The sequence below is a fragment of the Paenibacillus sp. LS1 genome (assembly GCF_026013365.1).
Taxonomy (GTDB): domain Bacteria; phylum Bacillota; class Bacilli; order Paenibacillales; family Paenibacillaceae; genus Paenibacillus.
The window spans coordinates 1,900,960-1,920,902 of sequence record NZ_JAPDOE010000001.1; the positions used below are offsets into that span (position 1 = coordinate 1,900,960).

General features: G+C 42.9%; 21 protein-coding genes. 8 read left to right on the forward strand and 13 right to left on the reverse strand.

Going from position 1 to position 19,943, the window contains the following annotated elements; translation table 11 throughout:
* Positions 1-31: 31 nt before the first annotated feature.
* A complete protein-coding gene (locus OM416_RS08255) occupies positions 32-1,015 on the reverse strand; it encodes an aldo/keto reductase (protein WP_264928377.1) in 984 nt (327 codons plus the stop codon).
* A 125-nt stretch (positions 1,016-1,140) separates the two neighbouring features.
* The gene (locus OM416_RS08260; RefSeq protein ID WP_264928379.1) at positions 1,141-1,509 is read right to left on the reverse strand and encodes a cyclophilin-like fold protein; all 369 of its coding nucleotides are present in this window, start codon (positions 1,507-1,509) and stop codon (positions 1,141-1,143) included.
* Positions 1,510-1,665: 156 nt separating this feature from the next.
* Between OM416_RS08260 and OM416_RS08265 the strand changes: the two genes are divergently transcribed.
* On the forward strand, positions 1,666-2,211 hold the full coding sequence (locus OM416_RS08265) for a TetR/AcrR family transcriptional regulator (protein ID WP_264928381.1): 546 nt from the start codon (positions 1,666-1,668) through the stop codon (positions 2,209-2,211).
* A 125-nt stretch (positions 2,212-2,336) separates the two neighbouring features.
* Here OM416_RS08265 and OM416_RS08270 read toward each other — a convergent pair whose 3' ends face one another.
* On the reverse strand, positions 2,337-3,089 hold the full coding sequence (locus OM416_RS08270; protein ID WP_264928383.1) for a carboxymuconolactone decarboxylase family protein: 753 nt from the start codon (positions 3,087-3,089) through the stop codon (positions 2,337-2,339).
* A gap of 173 nt (positions 3,090-3,262) precedes the next feature.
* Here OM416_RS08270 and OM416_RS08275 point away from each other — a divergent pair, with 173 nt between their 5' ends.
* The 4 genes from OM416_RS08275 (at position 3,263) to OM416_RS08290 (ending at position 6,876) form a co-directional block, all read left to right on the forward strand.
* On the forward strand, positions 3,263-3,811 hold the full coding sequence (locus OM416_RS08275) for a TetR/AcrR family transcriptional regulator (RefSeq protein WP_264928385.1): 549 nt from the start codon (positions 3,263-3,265) through the stop codon (positions 3,809-3,811).
* 212 nt (positions 3,812-4,023) lie between these two features.
* Entirely contained in the window at positions 4,024-4,770 is a 747-nt protein-coding gene (locus tag OM416_RS08280; RefSeq protein ID WP_264928387.1) for an SDR family oxidoreductase, read from the forward strand.
* Positions 4,771-4,867: 97 nt separating this feature from the next.
* Positions 4,868-5,593: a RibD family protein gene (locus OM416_RS08285; RefSeq protein WP_264928900.1), complete on the forward strand. Its 726-nt coding sequence runs from the start codon at positions 4,868-4,870 to the stop codon at positions 5,591-5,593.
* Between the two features lie 68 nt (positions 5,594-5,661).
* Positions 5,662-6,876, forward strand: a complete 1,215-nt coding sequence (locus OM416_RS08290; RefSeq protein ID WP_264928389.1) for an MFS transporter — start codon at positions 5,662-5,664, stop codon at positions 6,874-6,876.
* Positions 6,877-6,927: 51 nt separating this feature from the next.
* On the opposite strand, the gene OM416_RS08295 is transcribed toward OM416_RS08290, so the two are convergent.
* Genes OM416_RS08295 through OM416_RS08305 form a run of 3 tightly spaced genes read right to left on the reverse strand, consistent with a single transcriptional unit; the run spans position 6,928 to position 11,195 of the window.
* The gene (locus tag OM416_RS08295; protein WP_264928391.1) at positions 6,928-7,830 is read right to left on the reverse strand and encodes a MurR/RpiR family transcriptional regulator; all 903 of its coding nucleotides are present in this window, start codon (positions 7,828-7,830) and stop codon (positions 6,928-6,930) included.
* 34 nt (positions 7,831-7,864) lie between these two features.
* Positions 7,865-9,298: a 6-phospho-beta-glucosidase gene (locus tag OM416_RS08300; protein WP_264928393.1), complete on the reverse strand. Its 1,434-nt coding sequence runs from the start codon at positions 9,296-9,298 to the stop codon at positions 7,865-7,867.
* A 25-nt stretch (positions 9,299-9,323) separates the two neighbouring features.
* Positions 9,324-11,195, reverse strand: coding sequence for a beta-glucoside-specific PTS transporter subunit IIABC (locus tag OM416_RS08305; RefSeq protein WP_264928395.1), 1,872 nt, complete (start codon positions 11,193-11,195; stop codon positions 9,324-9,326).
* 373 nt (positions 11,196-11,568) lie between these two features.
* Here OM416_RS08305 and OM416_RS08310 point away from each other — a divergent pair, with 373 nt between their 5' ends.
* Complete coding sequence (locus tag OM416_RS08310; RefSeq protein WP_264928397.1) at positions 11,569-11,769, forward strand: hypothetical protein; 201 nt, start codon at positions 11,569-11,571, stop codon at positions 11,767-11,769.
* A 113-nt stretch (positions 11,770-11,882) separates the two neighbouring features.
* Here the strand turns inward: OM416_RS08310 and OM416_RS08315 are convergent, their stop codons facing one another.
* On the reverse strand, positions 11,883-12,620 hold the full coding sequence (locus OM416_RS08315; protein WP_264928399.1) for a cyclase family protein: 738 nt from the start codon (positions 12,618-12,620) through the stop codon (positions 11,883-11,885).
* Between the two features lie 200 nt (positions 12,621-12,820).
* Between OM416_RS08315 and OM416_RS08320 the strand changes: the two genes are divergently transcribed.
* On the forward strand, positions 12,821-13,456 hold the full coding sequence (locus tag OM416_RS08320; RefSeq protein ID WP_264928903.1) for a type 1 glutamine amidotransferase family protein: 636 nt from the start codon (positions 12,821-12,823) through the stop codon (positions 13,454-13,456).
* On the opposite strand, the gene OM416_RS08325 is transcribed toward OM416_RS08320, so the two are convergent.
* The gene (locus tag OM416_RS08325; RefSeq protein WP_264928401.1) at positions 13,440-14,366 is read right to left on the reverse strand and encodes an NADP-dependent oxidoreductase; all 927 of its coding nucleotides are present in this window, start codon (positions 14,364-14,366) and stop codon (positions 13,440-13,442) included. The two genes, OM416_RS08320 and OM416_RS08325, sit on opposite strands and share 17 nt — an antisense overlap.
* A gap of 196 nt (positions 14,367-14,562) precedes the next feature.
* Here OM416_RS08325 and OM416_RS08330 point away from each other — a divergent pair, with 196 nt between their 5' ends.
* Positions 14,563-15,441, forward strand: a complete 879-nt coding sequence (locus tag OM416_RS08330) for a PhzF family phenazine biosynthesis protein (RefSeq protein ID WP_264928403.1) — start codon at positions 14,563-14,565, stop codon at positions 15,439-15,441.
* A 69-nt stretch (positions 15,442-15,510) separates the two neighbouring features.
* Here OM416_RS08330 and OM416_RS08335 read toward each other — a convergent pair whose 3' ends face one another.
* The 5 genes from OM416_RS08335 to OM416_RS08355 all read right to left on the reverse strand — a co-directional run bounded on the left by OM416_RS08335 (position 15,511) and on the right by OM416_RS08355 (position 19,798).
* Positions 15,511-16,458, reverse strand: coding sequence for an alpha/beta hydrolase (locus OM416_RS08335; RefSeq protein WP_264928405.1), 948 nt, complete (start codon positions 16,456-16,458; stop codon positions 15,511-15,513).
* Positions 16,459-16,566: 108 nt separating this feature from the next.
* The gene (locus OM416_RS08340) at positions 16,567-17,283 is read right to left on the reverse strand and encodes an expansin EXLX1 family cellulose-binding protein (protein WP_264928407.1); all 717 of its coding nucleotides are present in this window, start codon (positions 17,281-17,283) and stop codon (positions 16,567-16,569) included.
* A gap of 336 nt (positions 17,284-17,619) precedes the next feature.
* Positions 17,620-18,825 carry a cation:proton antiporter gene (locus tag OM416_RS08345; protein ID WP_264928409.1) on the reverse strand — a complete coding sequence of 402 codons (1,206 nt, stop codon included), beginning with the start codon at positions 18,823-18,825 and terminating at the stop codon, positions 17,620-17,622.
* Positions 18,826-18,828: 3 nt separating this feature from the next.
* Positions 18,829-19,335, reverse strand: a complete 507-nt coding sequence (locus tag OM416_RS08350) for a cation:proton antiporter regulatory subunit (RefSeq protein ID WP_264928411.1) — start codon at positions 19,333-19,335, stop codon at positions 18,829-18,831.
* Complete coding sequence (locus OM416_RS08355; protein WP_264928413.1) at positions 19,325-19,798, reverse strand: GreA/GreB family elongation factor; 474 nt, start codon at positions 19,796-19,798, stop codon at positions 19,325-19,327. Before OM416_RS08355 ends, OM416_RS08350 begins: the two co-directional genes overlap by 11 nt.
* Between the last annotated feature and the right edge of the window lie 145 nt (positions 19,799-19,943).

Sequence of the window (19,943 nt, forward strand, 5' to 3'; positions counted from 1 at the left end):
CCAGGTTGGCATCTACGCCTTTAGCTTGGCATTAGAATGTCATACCGAGCACTGGATGTGGCACATATGGCTCTTCCAACAAGGCCATTTCCTCGGGTGTCAATTGAATTGAAAGGGCCGCTACCGCGTCTTCAATATGAGAAATTTCAGTCGTGCCCACAATAGCAGATGTTACAGGTTCCTTTTGAAGCAACCAGGCAAGTGCAATTTGCGACATCGGTACCCCGCGTGTTGTGGCTACCTCTGTTACACGTTCAACGACCTGGCGATCCGATTCAGCCGTTGCTGAATAAATGGCTGTTGCAATGGCATCCACTTTCGCACGTTCATCTGTTTCTCCCCACGGTCTTGCCAATCTTCCCGCAGCTAGCGGACTCCATGGCATTACACCGATTTTGTCTTCCTTACATAGCGGCATCATCTCTCTCTCCTCTTCCCGATACAAGAGATTGTAATGATCCTGCATCGCTACAAACTTAGTCCAACCATTACGTTCAGCGGCATGCTGTGCTTTTAAAAACTGCCATGCATACATCGTGGAAGCTCCAATATATCTGGCCTTGCCCGCCTTCACCACATCATGCAGAGCTTCCATCGTCTCTTCAATCGGTGTGTTGTAATCCCAGCGGTGGGTATAATACATATCAATATAATCCGTGCCCAGGCGCTTGAGCGTTTTATCAATTTCACTCATAATGGCTTTTCTAGAAAGACCCCCACCATTGGGACCTGAACTTGTCGAGTAAAAAACTTTCGACGCCAGGACAATCTCATCACGATTGGCACTTTCCTTTAGAATTCGTCCAATGATTTCTTCACTCGTTCCTCCTGAGTATACATTCGCCGTATCAAAGAAATTGATGCCTACTTCAAGCGCTTTTTGTATCATAGGGCGACTGCGTTCCTCGTTAAGTGCCCATGGAAAGTCTCCCCGTTCTCCGATACCAAAGCTCATACCTCCAAGACAAATCCGTGATACATCCAAACCTGTATTTCCGAGTTTTACATATTCCATAATTATTCCTCACTCTCAAATTTTTATTTCACATCTGTGTATTATTATAAATGGATTTAAAATACCTTCAATGACCAATAGACTCTGATTCGTGCATTAGTATACAAAACTATTGAAATTGTGAATTAGCTTGCACCAAGTTCAATTTTAGCTGTTATGTTAGCACCCGCTACGCTTAGTGGCGTTATGACATCCTCATGAACATCACCGACATGCACGACTTCATAAGGAGCAATATTTGCATCACCGAAGAGAACTGTAAAAGCATTCCATCCATCATAGTAGTAGATGCCACCGGCATGTGCTTTTGAGGTCACAGGAACCCCCTCCATTGAAGGCTTGTCAGGAAGTGAACTGTAATATTCATGACCCGCATATCTTTGTAATGTTAGTTCCAGTGGCAACATATTTAATATGTCTTTTACGGTACGGTTATCGTTTAACGTAGCTGTATAGTTCTTTCCATTTAAAGTTAATTGAATTGTGTTTCTCATTATGAATTCCTCCTGCCGATTGATTATGTGACATCTGTGTATTATTATAAATGGATCTATTAAACTCACAATGACTAATTAATCGAAATTCGAGTATTAGTGCACATATCATTGGAATTTGTTAATTATCTCAAGAAAGTTCGGTGATCCTAAACGATGTCTAAAGTGGATAGAAGAATCATTAAATCAAAAGAAGCGATCAAAACAGCAGTAATTGAACTAATGACGGAGAAAAGCTTTAATCAAATTACGATACAAGACATCTCCGACAAAGCAGATGTAAGCCGAAGAACGATATATCTCCATTATCTGGATAAATTTGATTTACTCGATAAACTGATCGAAGAACATATTAATGAACTGGAGAAATTGCGTGAGGCGTCATCTGAAAAGAGTTTTATAGAGGGTGGGTTGATCTGGTTCGAATACCTGGAACGTAATTATTTATTCTTTTCCACGATGTTAGCCAGTCAGGGAAACCTGTCTTTCCGCAATCGCTTTTTGGAGTTTGTCATGCAAGGATTGAGTGAGGAAGTGGACACATCAGAAGGGAAAAATGATGGATTAAGTCATGAGATTATTCTTCGATTTATTGCAGGGGCTTATGTAGAGGTGGTGGAATGGTGGTTCAAGAATGAAATGCCTTATCCACCTGAAATCATGGCAAAACAAGTGGGGATATTAATCGAACGAATTGCCTAAAACCGATTGCAATGTCGTGAAGTATAACACCTAAACATTCAAACAGGAGCAGTGTCTGCTACCTGTTTAATGTTTATATTCGGCGTCGTTTTGGATAAAACGCTTGTTTTCATGACATGTTTCTACTATTCCCCTGCTGCTTCATTCACACACCGGAGAGCGTTCAGGCTTCGTGGATAACCGATGAAAGGCAAGCACTGGGAGATGATTTTGATCAAGAACAGCTTGTCCTGACCCAGTCTTATATTAGCAGCAGCATGACTGGTTAACTGAGGTTCACATCCACCCTGAGCCATAAGAAAGCAAAACGTAATCATTTCTCTTTGTTTAAGATCGAGCCCGCTACGGGTGTAATAATCACCAAAACAATTTGCTGCAAGCCAGTGATTAATGTGTTTCGTCTCTTCCGGACCCGATTTCCAGAAGTCTTTCATACTTTCGCCAAAAATATCAACCTGTGCTTTAATTCCTGCTTCTAAACGGTTCTCAGTAGTGGTGTTAGACTGATTCGGTAAAGGTAACGCTATGCCTCTTGCAGTCAACACATCATTTACAGCATGCAAAAAAGGAAATACTCTTCCTATGCCAAGGTAAGCAACAGACTGATAAACGATTTCTTTGGCTTCCACAGGAGTAACGCCAAAATTTAAGGCTGCTGGAAGCATGGCTTTAAACTCATCAATACCCTGACAGCCGATCAAAACAGACAATATAGCCATCATGCGAGTACGATCATCCAGATCATCCTGATTGACGACTTCATCAAATGCAAAATTATCGAAGCGCTCTATAAACTCCGGATCGGTTTCCATAAGCTTGGATTCATAACCGGGAAACATTCTTTCATGATACTGCTTGGATGCGTCCGTAATTTTCATTGTGTTTCCTCCTACTTTATTGATCACACGTCTAGTATTATAACCACATTCAGGTTTTTGCTATGGACTATTAAGAGCGATTTGTACATTAATGAAATAAAAAAGCGAAATTGTTCATTATCTAATTTTCTTCAACAGATATTATTTACACTAAAGAAAGTTTGGTGAGCACTATGCCTAAAGTCGATCGACGAATTCTCAAAACCCAGGAAGCATTAAAAAAAGCATTAATTGAGCTAATGGCTGAGAAAAATTTTGATGATATCACGATTCAGGATCTATCCGATCAAGCCAACGTTAGCCGTGGAACGATCTATCTTCACTACGCAGATAAATATGATTTGTTGGACAATCTCATTGAAACCCATATTAATGAACTTGCCGTACGATGCGCATCGGTTGCGGATTTGGATTTTGTCACAGGTTCGATCGTTTGGACGGAGTATTTTGAGAGCAATTACAATTTTTTCTCCACCATGCTGGCAAGCAAAGGAGCTCCTTTCTTCCGCAATCGCTTTTTGGAATTTCTTGTTGAAGAGTTCAAAGATGAGGTAGACAATACCCAAGGTAAAAACGAAGGTTTAAATAACGAACTTGTCGTTCAATTTGTAGCTTCTTCGTATGTGGGAGTCGTGGAATGGTGGTTTACGAACGAAAGACCTGTAACTCATCAAGTATTAGCAGAACAATTGGGAACTCTGCTGGAACGTATATGTGAATAAAATGGCGGTTTATCTCCAATATTTAAAACCAACTGCCACCTTCAACAGGTGGTTCTTTGGTTTTTACAACTCACTTTCAATACATTTGCGCAGTATCGCACAAAATAGAAGGAATTGATCATTGCATCCATCGTTTTTTGGGTATAAATTATAACACATATGTGCGATACCGCATTATTGTGTATTTATATAAAGAGAGGATGTTATCTCAAATGTCTAATATTCAAGATAAAGTTGTCATCATTACAGGTGCTTCTAGCGGAATAGGAGAAGCCACTGCAAAAGAACTCGCGGCAAAAGGCGCAAAATTGGTTTTAGCTGCTCGTCGTGAAGAACGATTAAAAGAAATTCAGGATGTAATCACTCAAAGTGGTGGACAAGTAATATATAAAGCAACGGATGTAACTTCGCTCGAACAAATGAATGAACTGGCTGCATATGCGCTTAAAGAATTCGGCAAGATTGATGTGTTAGTTAATAATGCGGGAATCATGCCTCAAGCTTTTCTCGCCAAGAATAAAGTGGATGAATGGAATCAGATGATTGATGTAAACATCAAAGGTGTTCTATATGCGATTGCTGCGGTCACTCCACACATGAGAGAGCGCAAATCCGGTCATGTAATCAACCTCTCTTCTGTAGCAGGACATAACATTTATCCAGGAGGAACTGTATATTGTGGCACCAAACATGCCGTACGAGCGATCTCTGAAGGATTACGCCAAGAAGAGGCGATGAGTGGTACGAATATCCGTGTAACGAATATTTCCCCAGGTGCGGTGGATAGCGAATTATTGGAAACCACTTCTGATACAGAGATGAAAGCCGGATTGGATGAATTTTATAAAACAGCAATCCCTGCTGAGAGCATTGCTCGCGCAATTTCCTTTGCAATTGAGCAACCAGCAGATGTGGGGATCAACGAAATGATTATTCGCCCAACTGTTCAAGTAGGTTAATTAAAGTTTACAAAAAAGCCCTGTTTTCACAGGGCTTTTTTACTTCATAGTTCCATTTTCACAATATGGTTCAACCATTTCTGAGAGGAGATTGAGTATGGAGAGACCCTATATTGTATGTCATATGTTAACATCACTGGATGGGAAAATCGTTGGAGATTATTTAGAAGATGAACGCTCCTCCTATTATACGGATCAGTACGAGAGAATTCACGAAAGTTATGGAAGCCAAGCATGGATGTGTGGCAGAATCACCTTCGAAGAGCACTATACACGCGGTCATCAATTGGATTTAAATCAAACAGATGTGCCTTCTCTTCCCAGAACGGATTATGTTGCAGACAAGGATGCCCGAAGGTTTGCTGTTGCAGTAGATCCTTCTGGAAAACTGGGCTGGACCAAAAACTTTATTGAAGATGAGAGTACAGACAGAATGGGCAATCATATCGTAGAAGTTCTGACAGAACAAGTATCCGATGCCTATCTGGCTTATCTTAGAGAACTCGGCATCTCATACATTTTCGGTGGAGAAAAACAGCTTGTTTTCAATGTAGTGGTACAAAAACTAAAACTTTTATTCGCTATCGACCATTTACTCATAGAAGGCGGCGGGGTTATCAATGGTTCTTTTCTAAATGAAGGATTAATTGATGAATTGAGCTTGATCATTGCACCGATCGCAGATGGAACCGCAGACGCTCTGACCCTGTTTGAAACAAGTTCCCATCTAAAAAAACAGCCTTTAGTCCATTTCTTTTTGAAAGACGTTGAAAAACTGGATGACGGTGGGTTATGGCTGAAGTATGTTACAAAGAACATCTAACGGTGATTTTAATAACGGATCACTGATGAAGATTGGCTTTTATTTTTTGAAATGGAAAGGTATTGGTTATGACAACGAGAGATCAAATTTGGAGCAAAGAATTCATATTTATTAGTTTAAGCAGCTTTTTTATGTTCTTGACCTTCTATATTTCAGTTACTTCTTTTCCTCTGTATATTCGTGATACGTTGCATGGAAACGCACAGCAAATGGGCTTGGTGGTTACATTTTATGTGATAGGCAGTGTGTTGGTACGACCTTTCACTGGACAATGGGTTGATCGTTGGGGTAGAGAGAAAATTGCGCTTATCGGAACAGGCATTTTCTTAATTGCTTGTGTAAGCTATTTCAGTGCAAATGCTATTGTTGCCTTTTTGTTACTTCGTTTTATACACGGTGCCAGTTATGCCATAATCTCGACTTCTACGAATAGCATAGCGGCCTCTCTTGTTCCCGATTCACGACAAGGTGAAGGTATTGGTTACTTCAGCATGTTCATGAGTGTTGCAATGGTTATTGGTCCGGCTCTTGGACTTTACATTTGGAAAGACGGAAATGCCAATCATCTATTCACTACAATCAGTGTAGTTGCAGGAATATCTATGATTTTCCTTATTTTCTCTATGAAACGGGCATCTTCCCCCGCACGCAAACCACAACAAGTACAGTCTACTGAGCCTAAAAGAGCACTTCGCTGGAATAACATATTCGAAAGAAAAGCACTTCCATTAGCCGTTGTAGGATTTGTATTGGCATTTTCTTACGGCCCCATTGCCGGATTTATCGCACCATTTACGAGTGAAATTCATGAACCGAATGTATCGGGTATCTTTTTTATTATATTCGCAGCCATGATTGTCCTTTTCCGTCCGTTCGTAGGCAGATTGTTTGACAACTACAATGAGCATATTTTATTTTATCCGGGCATGATCTTCTTTTCACTTGGTCTATTTATGTTGAGTCAGGCCCACACAGGCTCGTGGGTCATCATTTCAAGTATTTTCTCCGGCATAGGGTATGGAGCACTATTTCCTTGTCTGCAAGCTACGATATTAAAATTATCTCCAGCTGATCGCACAGGGGTTGCTAACGGTACATTCTTCTTGTTATTTGATCTTGGGTACGGTGTAGGCACCTATGTAATGGGAATCATCGCTTCTCACTCAAGCTATAGTTTCATGTATCTGTTCGCAGCGGGAATTGCCCTCGTTTCACTTATTCTCTACTATGTCCTGCATCATCGGCAGATCAGCGCCGGAAGACTCATAAGCAAAAGCCGCTAATCCGGAAGGATTAACGGCTTTTTCACTACATCATGCTATTGTCATTATCGATCATTCATGTGCTTGATGATTCTCTTTCATCAAATTGAGAGTTGAATATCGTTGTCGCTCAATCTCTTTGGCACTGAAAATCTTATGATCGATATTTTCTTGATAGTGTTGCTTAAAATAGCACGAGAACAGCACATTTAATAAAAAGTGTACCGATTCCTCTGTCGCAAAGTTAGAAATTTTGCTATACAACCGTTCTCTCGATGACATCATCAGTATACAATCCACATTTTTTTTAATGTAATTATCCCCGACACTGGTGATCCCAATCATGCTGACGCCGCGTTTTTTCAACGTTTTGATATGTGAGATGGGCTCCAGTATTTCATTATTACCCGAATATGAGATGAGAATCGCACAATCCTGATCCGTTAAAGCCTGTGCTGACAAACTTGCTTCAAGAGGTTTGGCAATCTCAATAGCGATCCCGATGGTAAGCATTTTACGTCGAAATACCTCTGCCAGATAAATATAAGGACTGATGCAAAATACAGTAATCTTTCTTGAGTTAAATAATAAGCTCATGGCCTGATCAAGCATCGTCATATCCAGCAGATTCATCGTATCGGATATGCTTTCGGTCTGTAACATGGCAATACTGTTTGCCACCACCTGATGGGTATCCTTTTCTTTAAAAGGAAAATTGGCATCAATCTCTGCACGAGATTTCTCTTCATACACCACTTCATCCATAAAAGCGACGATAAACTCACGCCATCCCGAATAGCCAACCGTTTTGGCAAAGCGGACCAAAGTGGCCTTTGAAGTATACGTGCTTTTCGCTACTTCATCCATGCTCATACGGCGCAAATTGGATCTTTCCTTGAGCACAAATTCACCAATGGCTCTCCTGGTATCATTATATTGTAATACGACCTCTTCAATTCGTTGAAATAGGTACATCCACCATCACAACCTTTGGTTAACTATAACATAGTTATGCTAAATCCTCACCGTTGCTTTGGATCACTTTTTGATACCAATAAAATGATTTTTTCTTGCTACGTTTCAATGTTCCATTCCCATCATCATCCCGATCAACATAGATGAATCCATATCGTTTGCTCATCTGACCTTTGCTTGCACTTACCAGATCGATGCAGCCCCAACTGGTATATCCGAGTAATTCTATGCCATCTTCTTCAACAGCAGCCTTGAAGGCCTTAATATGCTCACGCAAGTAGTCGATTCTGTAATCATCTTCAACGTAACCATTCTCATCTGGAATGTCCATCGCACCTAGACCATTTTCCACAATAAACAACGGTTTCTGATATCGATCATACAACATGTTCAGTGCGGATCTGAGTCCCAATGGATCAATCTGCCAACCCCACTCTGAAGAACTCAGATATGGATTTTTAACAGATTTATAGATATTGCCTGCCGTTTCATGCGTCACCGATGGGTCTGTAGATACAACCCTTGAAGCATAATAAGAGAAGGATATATAATCCACTGTGTGCTGTTTTAACAGCTCCTGATCACCGTTCTCCATCTCAATGTGAATATTCTCCCGTTCAAACTTCTTAAGCGCATAATTCGGATACGCGCCTCTCGATTGAATATCAATGAAGAGATAATTTTCCCGATCCTTTTCTATAGCTTTGGCGTAGTCCTCGGGGCGACAAGAATAGGGATAGTTGTTTCCTCCCGCGAGCATACATCCGACCAGATTGTCCCGGTCTATTTCGTGGGCGATCTTCGTTGCAGCAGCACTGGCTACCAGTTGGTGATGCATCGCTTGGTATTTAACCTGTTCTTCATCTTCATCTTCATCTGGTTCGAAGCACAAGCCAGCTCCTAAAAACGGTGCATGCAGAATCATGTTTACTTCATTAAAGGTAAGCCAATACCTCACAAGACCTTTGTAGCGACTAAACACCGTTCGGCTATAATTCTCGTAGAACTCTATCATTTTCCGGTTACGCCATGAGCCATAGTTCTTAATCAGCGTAAGCGGCACATCAAAGTGTGTTAACGTTACGAGAGGCTCAATATTATGCTTGCGTAATTCCAGGAATATCCTCTCGTAAAAGGCCAAGCCTTCTTCATTCGGTGCTACGTCATCGCCATTCGGGAAGATTCTCGACCAAGACAACGACATGCGATATGTTTTGAAGCCCATTTCCGCAAATAGCTGAATATCCTCCATATAATGATGATACATATCTATGGCCTCTTTAGCAGGATAAAAGTGCTGATCATCGAGTTCGAGCATTTTTATTTTACCAGCGCTCACTCCTGCCCGATCTTCTCCAGTTGGCACCAAATCGACATTCGCCAATCCCCTATTGCCTAAATTATATCCACCTTCGCTTTGATTAGCCGCGGTTGCTCCGCCCCATAGAAAGTCAGGCCGTAATCCCATGATATCCACCTCAACCATTTATTATTTATTTAACACAAGTTAGTAATGGTGCATTAAAATCTACTATTTTCTCTATCGTTGCCGTTACATTGGAATACTCGGCTGAATTCGTGACGATAACAGGTACTTGCGTACTGAAGCCGGCTTCTCTAATTTTTTCAATATCAAATAATACCAGCTCTTGACCCTGAACGACTTGTTGTCCCTCTTCTACAAGCGTTTCAAAATGTTGGCCTTTGAGCTTAACGGTATTTATGCCGATATGAATCAATACTTCCGTTCCGTCTTCTGATAGCAGACCAATTGCATGTTTTGTACGGGCCACTGCCGTCACTTTACCGTTGAAAGGTGCAACCACTCTGCCCTCGCTTGGTTCGATAGCCACGCCTTTTCCAAGGGCTTCTGAAGAAAATGCTTCATCCGCAACCTCTGTTAGGGGTAATGTGGTTCCTTTCAAAGGGCTTTGGATAATACTGTCTTGAATTACGGGAAGCTGTTCATCCGCCTGTTCCGGCTCTGCGGCTTCTTTACTCTCATCCTTTTCATACTTGAGCGCGAGAATATACGTTAACACAGCCGTTACAACCACAGTAATCACGAGAGCAATCAAGATGTTATACAAGTTCCAGATGTTTTCTCCAATATACAGTGGGATAGCTGGAATCCCTGAAGCCCCTGTTGCATATCGAAACACATTGGTTAATCCTGCGTACAGTCCACCTAGCGCACTACCAATCATGGCTGCGATCAACGGATATTTTTTAGGTAAATTTATTCCGTAAAGTGCCGGTTCCGTAACCCCCATTAATGCGGTTGTGCCTGTTGCCGTAGCTATTTTTTTCTGGGCAGAGTCTTTTACTTTCATACTGACGATCAGGGCTGCGACCCCTTGTGATATGTTTGAAAGAATCGCACCTGGTCCAATAATATTCTCCAGTCCAGTTGTTGCTAACTGCATTTGGCTGAGTGGAGAAATACTATAGTGAATACCGAACATCACCATGATCGGCCATAAAGTTGCTACCAGGAAAACAATAATCCAGTTGCCGTAATTGGCTAACCATTCGAATCCGATCGCAATATAATCACCGACATAAGAACCCATCGGACCGATAATTATTAAACCTAATATTCCAGAGATCAGAACCGTAAACATCGGAACAAAAATAATCTTGATGGCATCTGGAAATAGTTTTTTGAGGAAACGTTCAATATAGGACTGAGCAAAAACAATCAATAAAATAGGTATAACAGAGGTGCTATAGCTTACCAGCCTGACTGGTAGTCCAAATAGATGAACATCTTCTCCAGCAGTTTGCAATTGAATGAAATTCGGGTGTAATAACACCCCAGCCAAAGCAACTGCAAGGAAAGGACTGGTTTTCAACTTTTGAGCTGCACTATACGCCAGGAAAAACGGTAGGAAATAAAAGACCGAATCGGCCATGAATGCAATGATGTAGTACGTTTGAGATTCTCTTGAGATCAAATCGAACAATAATAACAAGGCAAGTAATGCCTTGGTCATTCCCGCTCCTGTAATTGCCGGAATAATCGGGCTAAAGGTGGAAGATATAAAATCAATGAATCGATTTAACAAATTCGGCTTCTTCTTATCGCTCTGATCCGGATTTTCATGGTCGGTTAATGTTGTATGTTTCGTGATTTCCTCATACACTTCTTCAACCTGTGTTCCAATTATGACTTGAAATTGTCCACCACTTTCAATAACGTTGGCTACGCCCTCCAACTTCTTGGCACCATCTTTATTCGCTTTTTTATCATCATGCAGAACAAAACGAAGTCTTGTCTGACAATGAGCCAAGGATGCAACGTTTTGTTCCCCACCAACCATCTCCATAATTTCTATGGCAAGTTTCTCGTACTTTTTACTCATCAGGTTATCCCTTTCTTCCTCGTTGATGTATGTGCGTCAAGTAGCCTAGTACTTGAGGTTACGGATATAACTTAACAACAATTTGAAGCGCATTCAATGCTATTTCGAGTTCATTCGACAAGTTGGAACGACGTTTTGTGAAATCGTTTACTTTGAGCGAATATTACGAAATAACATGAAACAAACACGAGTAAAAACTTGTATACTGGAATACTTATCCTTTATTATCAATTGATTTTCTGCACTGAAAAAAGGAGCAAACTCCTTAATTGAGTGGCTTCTCCTTTTAGCAAACACCGTTATAATGGTAAAACTTGATAAAAGAACGTACGTTCGGTATAATGGGATTATCCTGAATAAGCGAGAGGCAGATATGGACGACAAATTTATTAAGGAATTACGCGAGATTAGTCGGGATGACAGACGAAGATCGGAATTTATGATTCAAGGCTTGAAGGAAACGCTGCAAGAACGAAAAGAAGAAGGCATGCTCAAGCGCTGGATACGGCGTAAGAAAACAGAGAAGAAAATATCTCAAAGATTTAATCAAGATCCCTACTCGGATCAAAAGTAACAACATAAAAAGGAGGCGGAATACGCCTCCCTTGCTATTTACATATGTGTATCACTTAGACTTCGTTAGAACCTCATTATCTATTATAGATTTAGATTTTGGTCTACCCCGTTTTACGGCAAAATGGCAAAAGATCGAACTGGAAAGCCAGATGCTTTCTCCGCCTTCGGTACAATGTTGAAGATCACCGCGCCTTTAGGCGGCACCTGATCCAGATTCGTTAACAGCTCAACCTGATATGTATCCTGAGCAAGTACATAATATTCTGCCAGAAGTGCTCCATTCTTCTGATAATCTACGGCTGAATCCGTGTCAAAGGTTTCATGCCCAATGGCTTGTACTTTTCTCTCCTCAAATAAAAACATCAGCGCACTAACCGACCATCCAGGTGCATGACTGTTGCCCTCATCATCCTTGTTATCAAATGCTTCATGGCTAGGCCAGCGTTTGCTCCAGTCGGTACGTAAGGCTACAAAGCTTCCAGCTTCAATCACGCCATGCTCTCTTTCAAATTCAAGAATATGCTCCACATCCAGTGTGAAATCCGGATTGTTCTCTACTTCAGCAGAATGGTCAATGACCACAAGTGGGAGCACAAGTTCCTTCAAGCCCAACTCATCCAGATACCGGGTATTACGTACAAAATGGATCGGCGCATCAAGATGTGTCCCATATTGACCGGGAAACTTGAAGCTCTGGGCAAAGAAACCTTGATCGTGATCAAACAGGGTATCGAATTGTGCTGCCTCAAAAGCTGAGAAATGTGGAGATTCCGGTCCAAATGTATGGGTCAGATCCACCCACTTCTTTTCTTTCAATAATTGAAGGGCTTGAATGAGTTCGTTGGACATCCTAATCACCTCATGCACAGAATGGAATAAATTTCTCCTATTATATCTTATTCCACTACAATTGGGGAGCAGTCCCTATATTGGTTCTTAGGCCTGTTAATTTTCAAATTTAAAAACTTCACTGACCGTAGATGTCAGTGAAGTTTATTTATAATACAAGAGTAATCCATTCAATCATGAAAACAAAAGGAGCATGTATGATGCAAACGAAGAACGTATATCTATATGTATTTGATACGATGTCAGACTGGGAGGTAGGATATCTAACTGCTGAATTGAACTCGGGAAGGTATTTCAGAAAAGAGATCGAGCCTTTACAAGTCGTAACGGTAGGCGCAGATAAACATCCGGTAACTACCATGGGCGGATTGAACATCCTTCCTCATATTTCTATTGATGAATGCACAATGAAAAGTAACGATGTGATCATTCTTCCAGGAGGAAACACCTGGATGGACACCATCCATGATCCTCTATTGAAAAAAGTTACTGCCTCTATAGAAGAAGGTACGGTTATTGCGGCGATTTGCGGTGCCACCGTTGGACTTGCAAAAATGGGGTTACTGAACTCCAAGCAACATACAAGCAATGATTTGGAATACCTGAAGATGATATGCCCTAACTATACTGGAGAAACATATTATGAAACGGAGCCAGCAGTAACCGATGGAAATGTAGTTACTGCATCTGGCATAGCTCCGTTAGAATTTACGATGCATGTACTGAAGAGACTGGATGTCTTTGCACCAGAAACATTACAGGCCTGGTACAATCTGTATCAGACTCATCAGCCAAAATACTTCTACGAGTTAATGCATTCTATTGCACCTGAATAACAAGTTTCCCTCGGGTATGATGGGTTTCACTCTTCTCATGTGCTTCCCTTACTCCCTGTTGAGTTAGCGGGTACGTTCCATCAATAATCGATTTGAGCTTGCCTTCCGCAGCCAGTTCAGCCAGCTGATCCAGTTGATCCCCTTTGGGCTCCATCATGAAGACGTTGGCCGTTACTCCGGCCTCTTTGGCAAGCTTCTCATCCGGTTGTTGGACCAAGGATACCAGATGGCCACCAGACTTCAACACCTTGAAGCTGTCGCGCTGAATATCACCGCCCATGGTGTCCAGTACAACATCATAACCGGAGAGAATCTCCGAGAAATCTTCTTTTTTATAATTGATAAAATGATCCACACCCAGCGAGCGAAGCAATGCTTCGTTCGATTCACTTGCCGTGGACGCCACTTCAGCACCGAGAGACTTGGCAATCTGAATGGCATACGTTCCCACACCACCTGCGCCAGCATGAATGAGTACCTTCTGTCCTTTGGCTAACCGTCCATGATCCACAAGGGCCTGCCAGGCTGTCATCGCCGCCAGCGGGATAGCTGCTGCTTCCTCGAAACTCAGTTTCTCCGGTATACGGGCAATAATATCCGCATCGACAGCAACATATTCTGCATAGGTTCCGAATTGACGCGGACGCGCAAATACCCGATCTCCTTCTCTGAAACGCGTGACATTCGAGCCAGCTTCAGCCACTATACCAGCAACATCGCCGCCAAGAATCAACGGAAAACTCTCCGCTGCTTCTTTCATATCGCCTTGTCTAATTTTGAAGTCCACCGGGTTTACCGACGTGGCATGCGTTCGAATTAGCACCTGATTCACTCCACATGCCGGCTTGGCTACTTCCTGTTCCTTCAATTGTTCCGCTCCACCAAATTCCTCAATCACAATTGCTTTCATTACAGATCCCAGCCTTTCCATTGGATTATCGTTACGCTCTCTCCCTTCATTACCCTTTCCCAGCGATCACTTGACCTATTCATTCAAGAATTCAAAGAAGGTTGGCACTTACAATCCAGATCAGGAACCGTGATATAATATCGATTATCGATTAGGTTTAACCTTAACCCAATAACTGAACAAGCGAGGTAACACGATGGAAGTAGAAGTAAGTACATTACATGCATTTTCGGACAAGGCTCTTGGCGGAAACCCCGCAGGCGTTGTTCTCCAAGCAGCGCATTTATCTGAATCCCAGATGCAGGAGATTGCCAGACAAGTCGGTTTTTCAGAGACAGCATTTGTTATGCCATCGGATCAGGCTGATTTCAAAGTACGTTACTTCACCCCAAGTGATGAAGTGGATCTATGTGGGCATGCAACAATTGCTTTATTTTATCTAATGAAGACACAGCAGCTCGTTGATGTTGGTACATATACATTGGAGACACTGGCGAGAATTCTTGAGGTTGTTATCGAAGTCAATGGAGAAGTATATCTGTCTCAGACGTTGCCGGAATTTGGGAAGATCGTGGATCGACAGCAGATTGCCGATTCGTTGCGTATTTCTATAGCGGATTTGCATTCCGAACTACCTGTACAGATCGTGTCTACTGGTCTACCCGATATCCTGATAGCTGTTAGAGATGTTGATGTTCTGACCAAAATCGACCCTGACTTTCAGCGTATCACTGAAATATGCAAGGCTCATCATGCCGTAGGTTATCATGTGTTTACACTCGAATCAGATGCTGAGGACGTTCTGGCAGAATGCCGTAATTTTGCACCGCTTTATGATATACCGGAAGAGAGCGCAACAGGTACATCCAATGGTGCAATGCTCTGTTATTTATATCAATACAACCAACTCACAGATCCTCATCAGCACACGTATACGATCAGACAAGGGTACACGATGAACCGCCCCTCCGAGATCCGAGCCAGATTAACGCTGGGCAGCTCCAATGAAATCATACAAATTCAGGTTGGCGGTAGCGCCGTTCATATCGACAATATCCAAATTCACCTCCCTTAATGGGAGGTGTTTTACGTACTCAGCATATAAAAACCATCTATTAGGAAGGATATTCAAAGCTGCTGGTCATCATTGAATCTGTTGCAAAAACCGTAGCACCGCCGCCTCCAATTGCTTCAGCCCTGGCTGCTCTATAGGGAAATGGCCTGCACCCTCCAAGATCACACATTCCTTATCCACCACCAGTCGATCAAAAAAAGATTGGCTGAACCGGATCGGTGTCATGGGGTCCAATTCAGGGTGAACCAACAGGACCGGACACTGGTTGAATTGTTCCGGGCTTACCTCCGGCTCTTTATTAAGGAACGTTCTTAACAGTTCCAACGGAATACGTGTGGCTGCCGCTTGTGGATCATTCATAATAAGCCGGGTTAAGTCCTGGTTATTGGTAATCAGTTGCATCCGTGATACCTGCTTGACCGAAATACGTACATGATCCAGTAGAGCAGGAAACAGATCCATCATACGTTTTCCCACACGGCTCACCAGACGATTCGGTGCAATCTGATCCCGCATTTCCGGATTACTGGTGTCTACAAATGTAGTTGCGATCAAACCCTTAACGCGCTTGCTGCGTGCACTGGTATGATAGGCAAGCATACCTCCGATGCTACTTCCCAATACGACGATTGACTTGCCGTCTTTTTGATATTCCCTTTCAATGAGTGCAACAAGGAGGTCTATCCATAGTTCATAGTTAATACGTGTACCAGACATTGCGTAACTTAGTCCATACGGTGGAAGATCTGGCGATACCACCTCGTATCCATTCCGCTGTAACATGCGGGCATACGGGGCATGCAACCTGCCATTGCCTCCCGCACCGTGTATAAACAAAATTTTAATCGAAGACTCCGGCGCAGGTAATCGATCAATATGTAGATGAACCCCATTCGATTCCCACCATTCTTCTTCAGGAGCTGAATGATCGTCCAGCCTGACTTCTTCCGGGAAAAAATCCTGATACTGTTTCCAATAGGGATGTGTTGTCTGATAGGAAGGCAAACTTTTTTTCATGCGGTACATTCTCCTCTTTTCGTATACAAAAAAAGCCGTACAGTGTACGACTTTTCGTTATAAACCGTCTATGACCATACTTCTTTGTATAACACCTTCATATATCTGTCAATCGGGAAATTGTACATTGCCCGGTACGATATATGCAACACCCGATCCATCATTAGGCAGAGCCGGGATCGTATCGTTCAACACCTGACCACGAATATCGGTAATACGAACGTTCAGTTTTTCTTTGCCCAGTCCGGTTCCTAGGAAATGATTATAGTCTTGCTTTTCAAGATTGAGCCACGTACCATCCTTCTGTTTCACTTCGAACTTTAGCACCGGATACTTATGATTGCGAACCTGAATAGCTGCCCACCATTGACTGCTGCCTTCCTTGATCCGATAGGAGACGTTACCTTGGATTGGCGCTTTGATCACTTTCCAGCTGATATTGATTTTGCCTGCCTTCGGGTCACCGATCAGGTTAAAGGCATTAGGCGAGAGATCCAGCGCTCCACTGGCGCCCTCTGGATAGAGGTCTGTTACATAGACGGTTGTTTTGCTTTTAGGGCCCTGCACTTCGAGATAGGCTCCCGCCAAAGCGGCTTTGACACCGTTATAATTGAGCTGGAATGGATTAAGTGCAGTAATCTTCATGTCTGCCGGGATGGGATCAAGCAACACCGCACCTCCGGAGTAGCCTGAGCCCGTATACGTCGCGTAACCCTGATATGTATCATTCCATGCAGCAGATGCAGGTAGAGCAAATAATACGAGACTGAGCAACAACCCTGTACCGGCCCATTTTAACCGTTGAAATCTACTTTTCTTGTTCATCAACTATTCCTCCTCTACGTTCTCGTGTAAATGGTTAGTTCAACTACTAGATTTGAATATAGCATTATTTTACATAATAACTTTTTATTTTCAATCCATTTCTACCAAATCGCATCCAAACTCCTGTCTCAGGACTTGAACATTCACGACCACGCACAAGATATGGATACATACCATAAATTGGTGGAATGAACATAATAACAAGTCTGTATCGGATCGGTTCTTGTACATAAAAAAAACGCCACACCCAGGAGTGATTTCTCTCTCCAAAAAGTGTGACGCTTATGACGCATTACGGTCAGAATTCCCAGTCTGTCCAGTGCCAGCTGCACCGGCTCATCCTGTTTCCCTTCGTTTCATCCGCTTCCTTAGTCGCTCATACGATGCGTAGATCCGCGGAGATTCTTTCGTCAGGATAGGCCCCAGCACAGCCAGAATTAATACATATAATACGGCAAACGATTGGATGGACGCCATGAGTCCTCCGGCCTTGCCGATGTTCGCCATGATAATGGAGAATTCACCCCGGGAGACCAGAGTAAAGCCCACATTCAACGAGGCCTTTGGACTCATTCCAGCCAATCTGCCAGCGATCATGCCAGCACCATAGTTACTGGCGATCGTCAGAATAACGGCAATAATCGTCATGCCCACCGCTCCGCCAAGTGACGACGGTTCAATGGTCAGGCCAAAGCTGAAGAAGAAAATCGCACCAAAAAAATCTTTGAAAGGCATGATCTGATGCTCAATCCGACTGACATGTCTTGATTCGCCCAGCACCAGTCCCATCATCAAAGCCCCGATTGCCTCGGCTACATGTAACGTCTCCGAGAAACCTGCCACCAGGAAGAGCAGTGTCATAACCGTTAACAAAAACAACTCTGACGACTTAATGTTCAATGCCTTATCAATATATTTGATGCACTTTCTGCCAATGATCAGGAACAGCACAATGAACAGCAACGCAGACAGGGACACCAGCAGAACACTTAAGAATGAAGTTGCCCCGCTGAGCACAAGTCCGGTCAGAATCGAGATATGAATCGCGATGAACAAATCATCAAACATGATCATACCCATGACAATCTCTGTCTCCGGGTTCGCCGTGCGTTTCAGATCAACGAGCACTTTCGCCACGATGGCTGTAGAAGAACTGGTCATGATACCACAGACAACGAGTGTCTCCTGGAGCGGCAGATTCATGAACCAGCCCAGTAGCAGACCCGAGACAAAATTAAGGCCTACATAGAACATGCCCCCGGTCAGAATGGCTTTGCCAGACTTTAATAGACGGGAGACCGAGAATTCCAGACCCAGATAAAATAACAAAAACAAAATGCCAAGCCTGCCCATAAATTCAATAAAGGTCGAACTTTCGATAAAACGTAAATCCACAATACCGATCTGTGGTGCATGTGGTCCTACAGCCATACCAATCAGTATATAGAAAGGAATGACCGAAAAACGTAATCGTGAAGATATCAGCCCCGTAAGTGTAATCAGCGCAACGGCAATTCCCACTTCGAATATGAGCATATCCATAGGCTAAGTCCGTCCATCAGTCAACAATTGTTTGAGCTGTTTGATCTGATTCCGTTCACCAGCAACCACAATGGTAGCTCCAGAGGTAAAAACGTAATCCGGACCGGGATTAAATTGCTTTTCCCTGTCCTTAGTCACAACAGCCAGAATAACGGCCCCCGTAGCCTGCCGAATATCCAGTTCCCCAATCGTCATGCCTATGCTTGCCGCGTGAGGCTCAATTCGAAGCCATTCAATCAACAGTCCTTCAAGCATCACTTCACGTTCATTCTGAAACTGAGGTTTGTAGGTCATACCGCCGACGATAGCGGCTACCGCACGGGCTTCATCATCGTCCAAGGTCACAAGAGATACCATATCACCTAGCTCTTCAGGTGTATCCCCTGACTCCATATGGAACAGGTCACGTCGCTCGTCGTTATGAATCACAATAACCAAGTGCTCACCACTACGGGTATGTAGCCAGTATTTACGTCCAATCCCGGGTAAGTCCGTCTCTTTAAAGTGCATGATCTGCACCCCCTAAAGCCAACCCGTTCAGGGTTTCGCTCTTCAGCTCAATTCCCGTGATGCGTATCCGCATCGAGCCTGATGGCGTATGAACAGACCGCACTTCCCCTTTACTGCCAAGCAGTAATTGACTCCCTACCGGGGAGAGGAAAGAAATACGCCCCTCATCCGGATTCGTATCATCTGGCATGACAATCATGAACGAATCGGACGTATGAAAATCGATATATTCAAAATCAATATGACTGCCGATCAATACAGCCGAGTCCAAATCTTCATCAGGACCGAGGAGCAATTTTTCCACATACTCCGTATACGCCAGCAACTGTTTTTCCAACTGAATTCGCTCCGGATCACGCACGTCGAAATAGGCGTCGAGAAATGTTCTTTTCTCTTCACCCAATGTAAATAGCTGGCTCACCAGCTTCTCTCTGCAATTTTGGCGGGAAGTCCTATGGTTCATAATAGATTTCACCCCCTATACAAGCCTTGTTCTCCATGTTGATTGGCATGTTTCTCTTCATCATCTTGTTTTCCTCCTTTGTATTGTTAAAAGCCCCCGGAATACGAGACCTTCTTACCATCTTACCAAAATGAATATATTAATC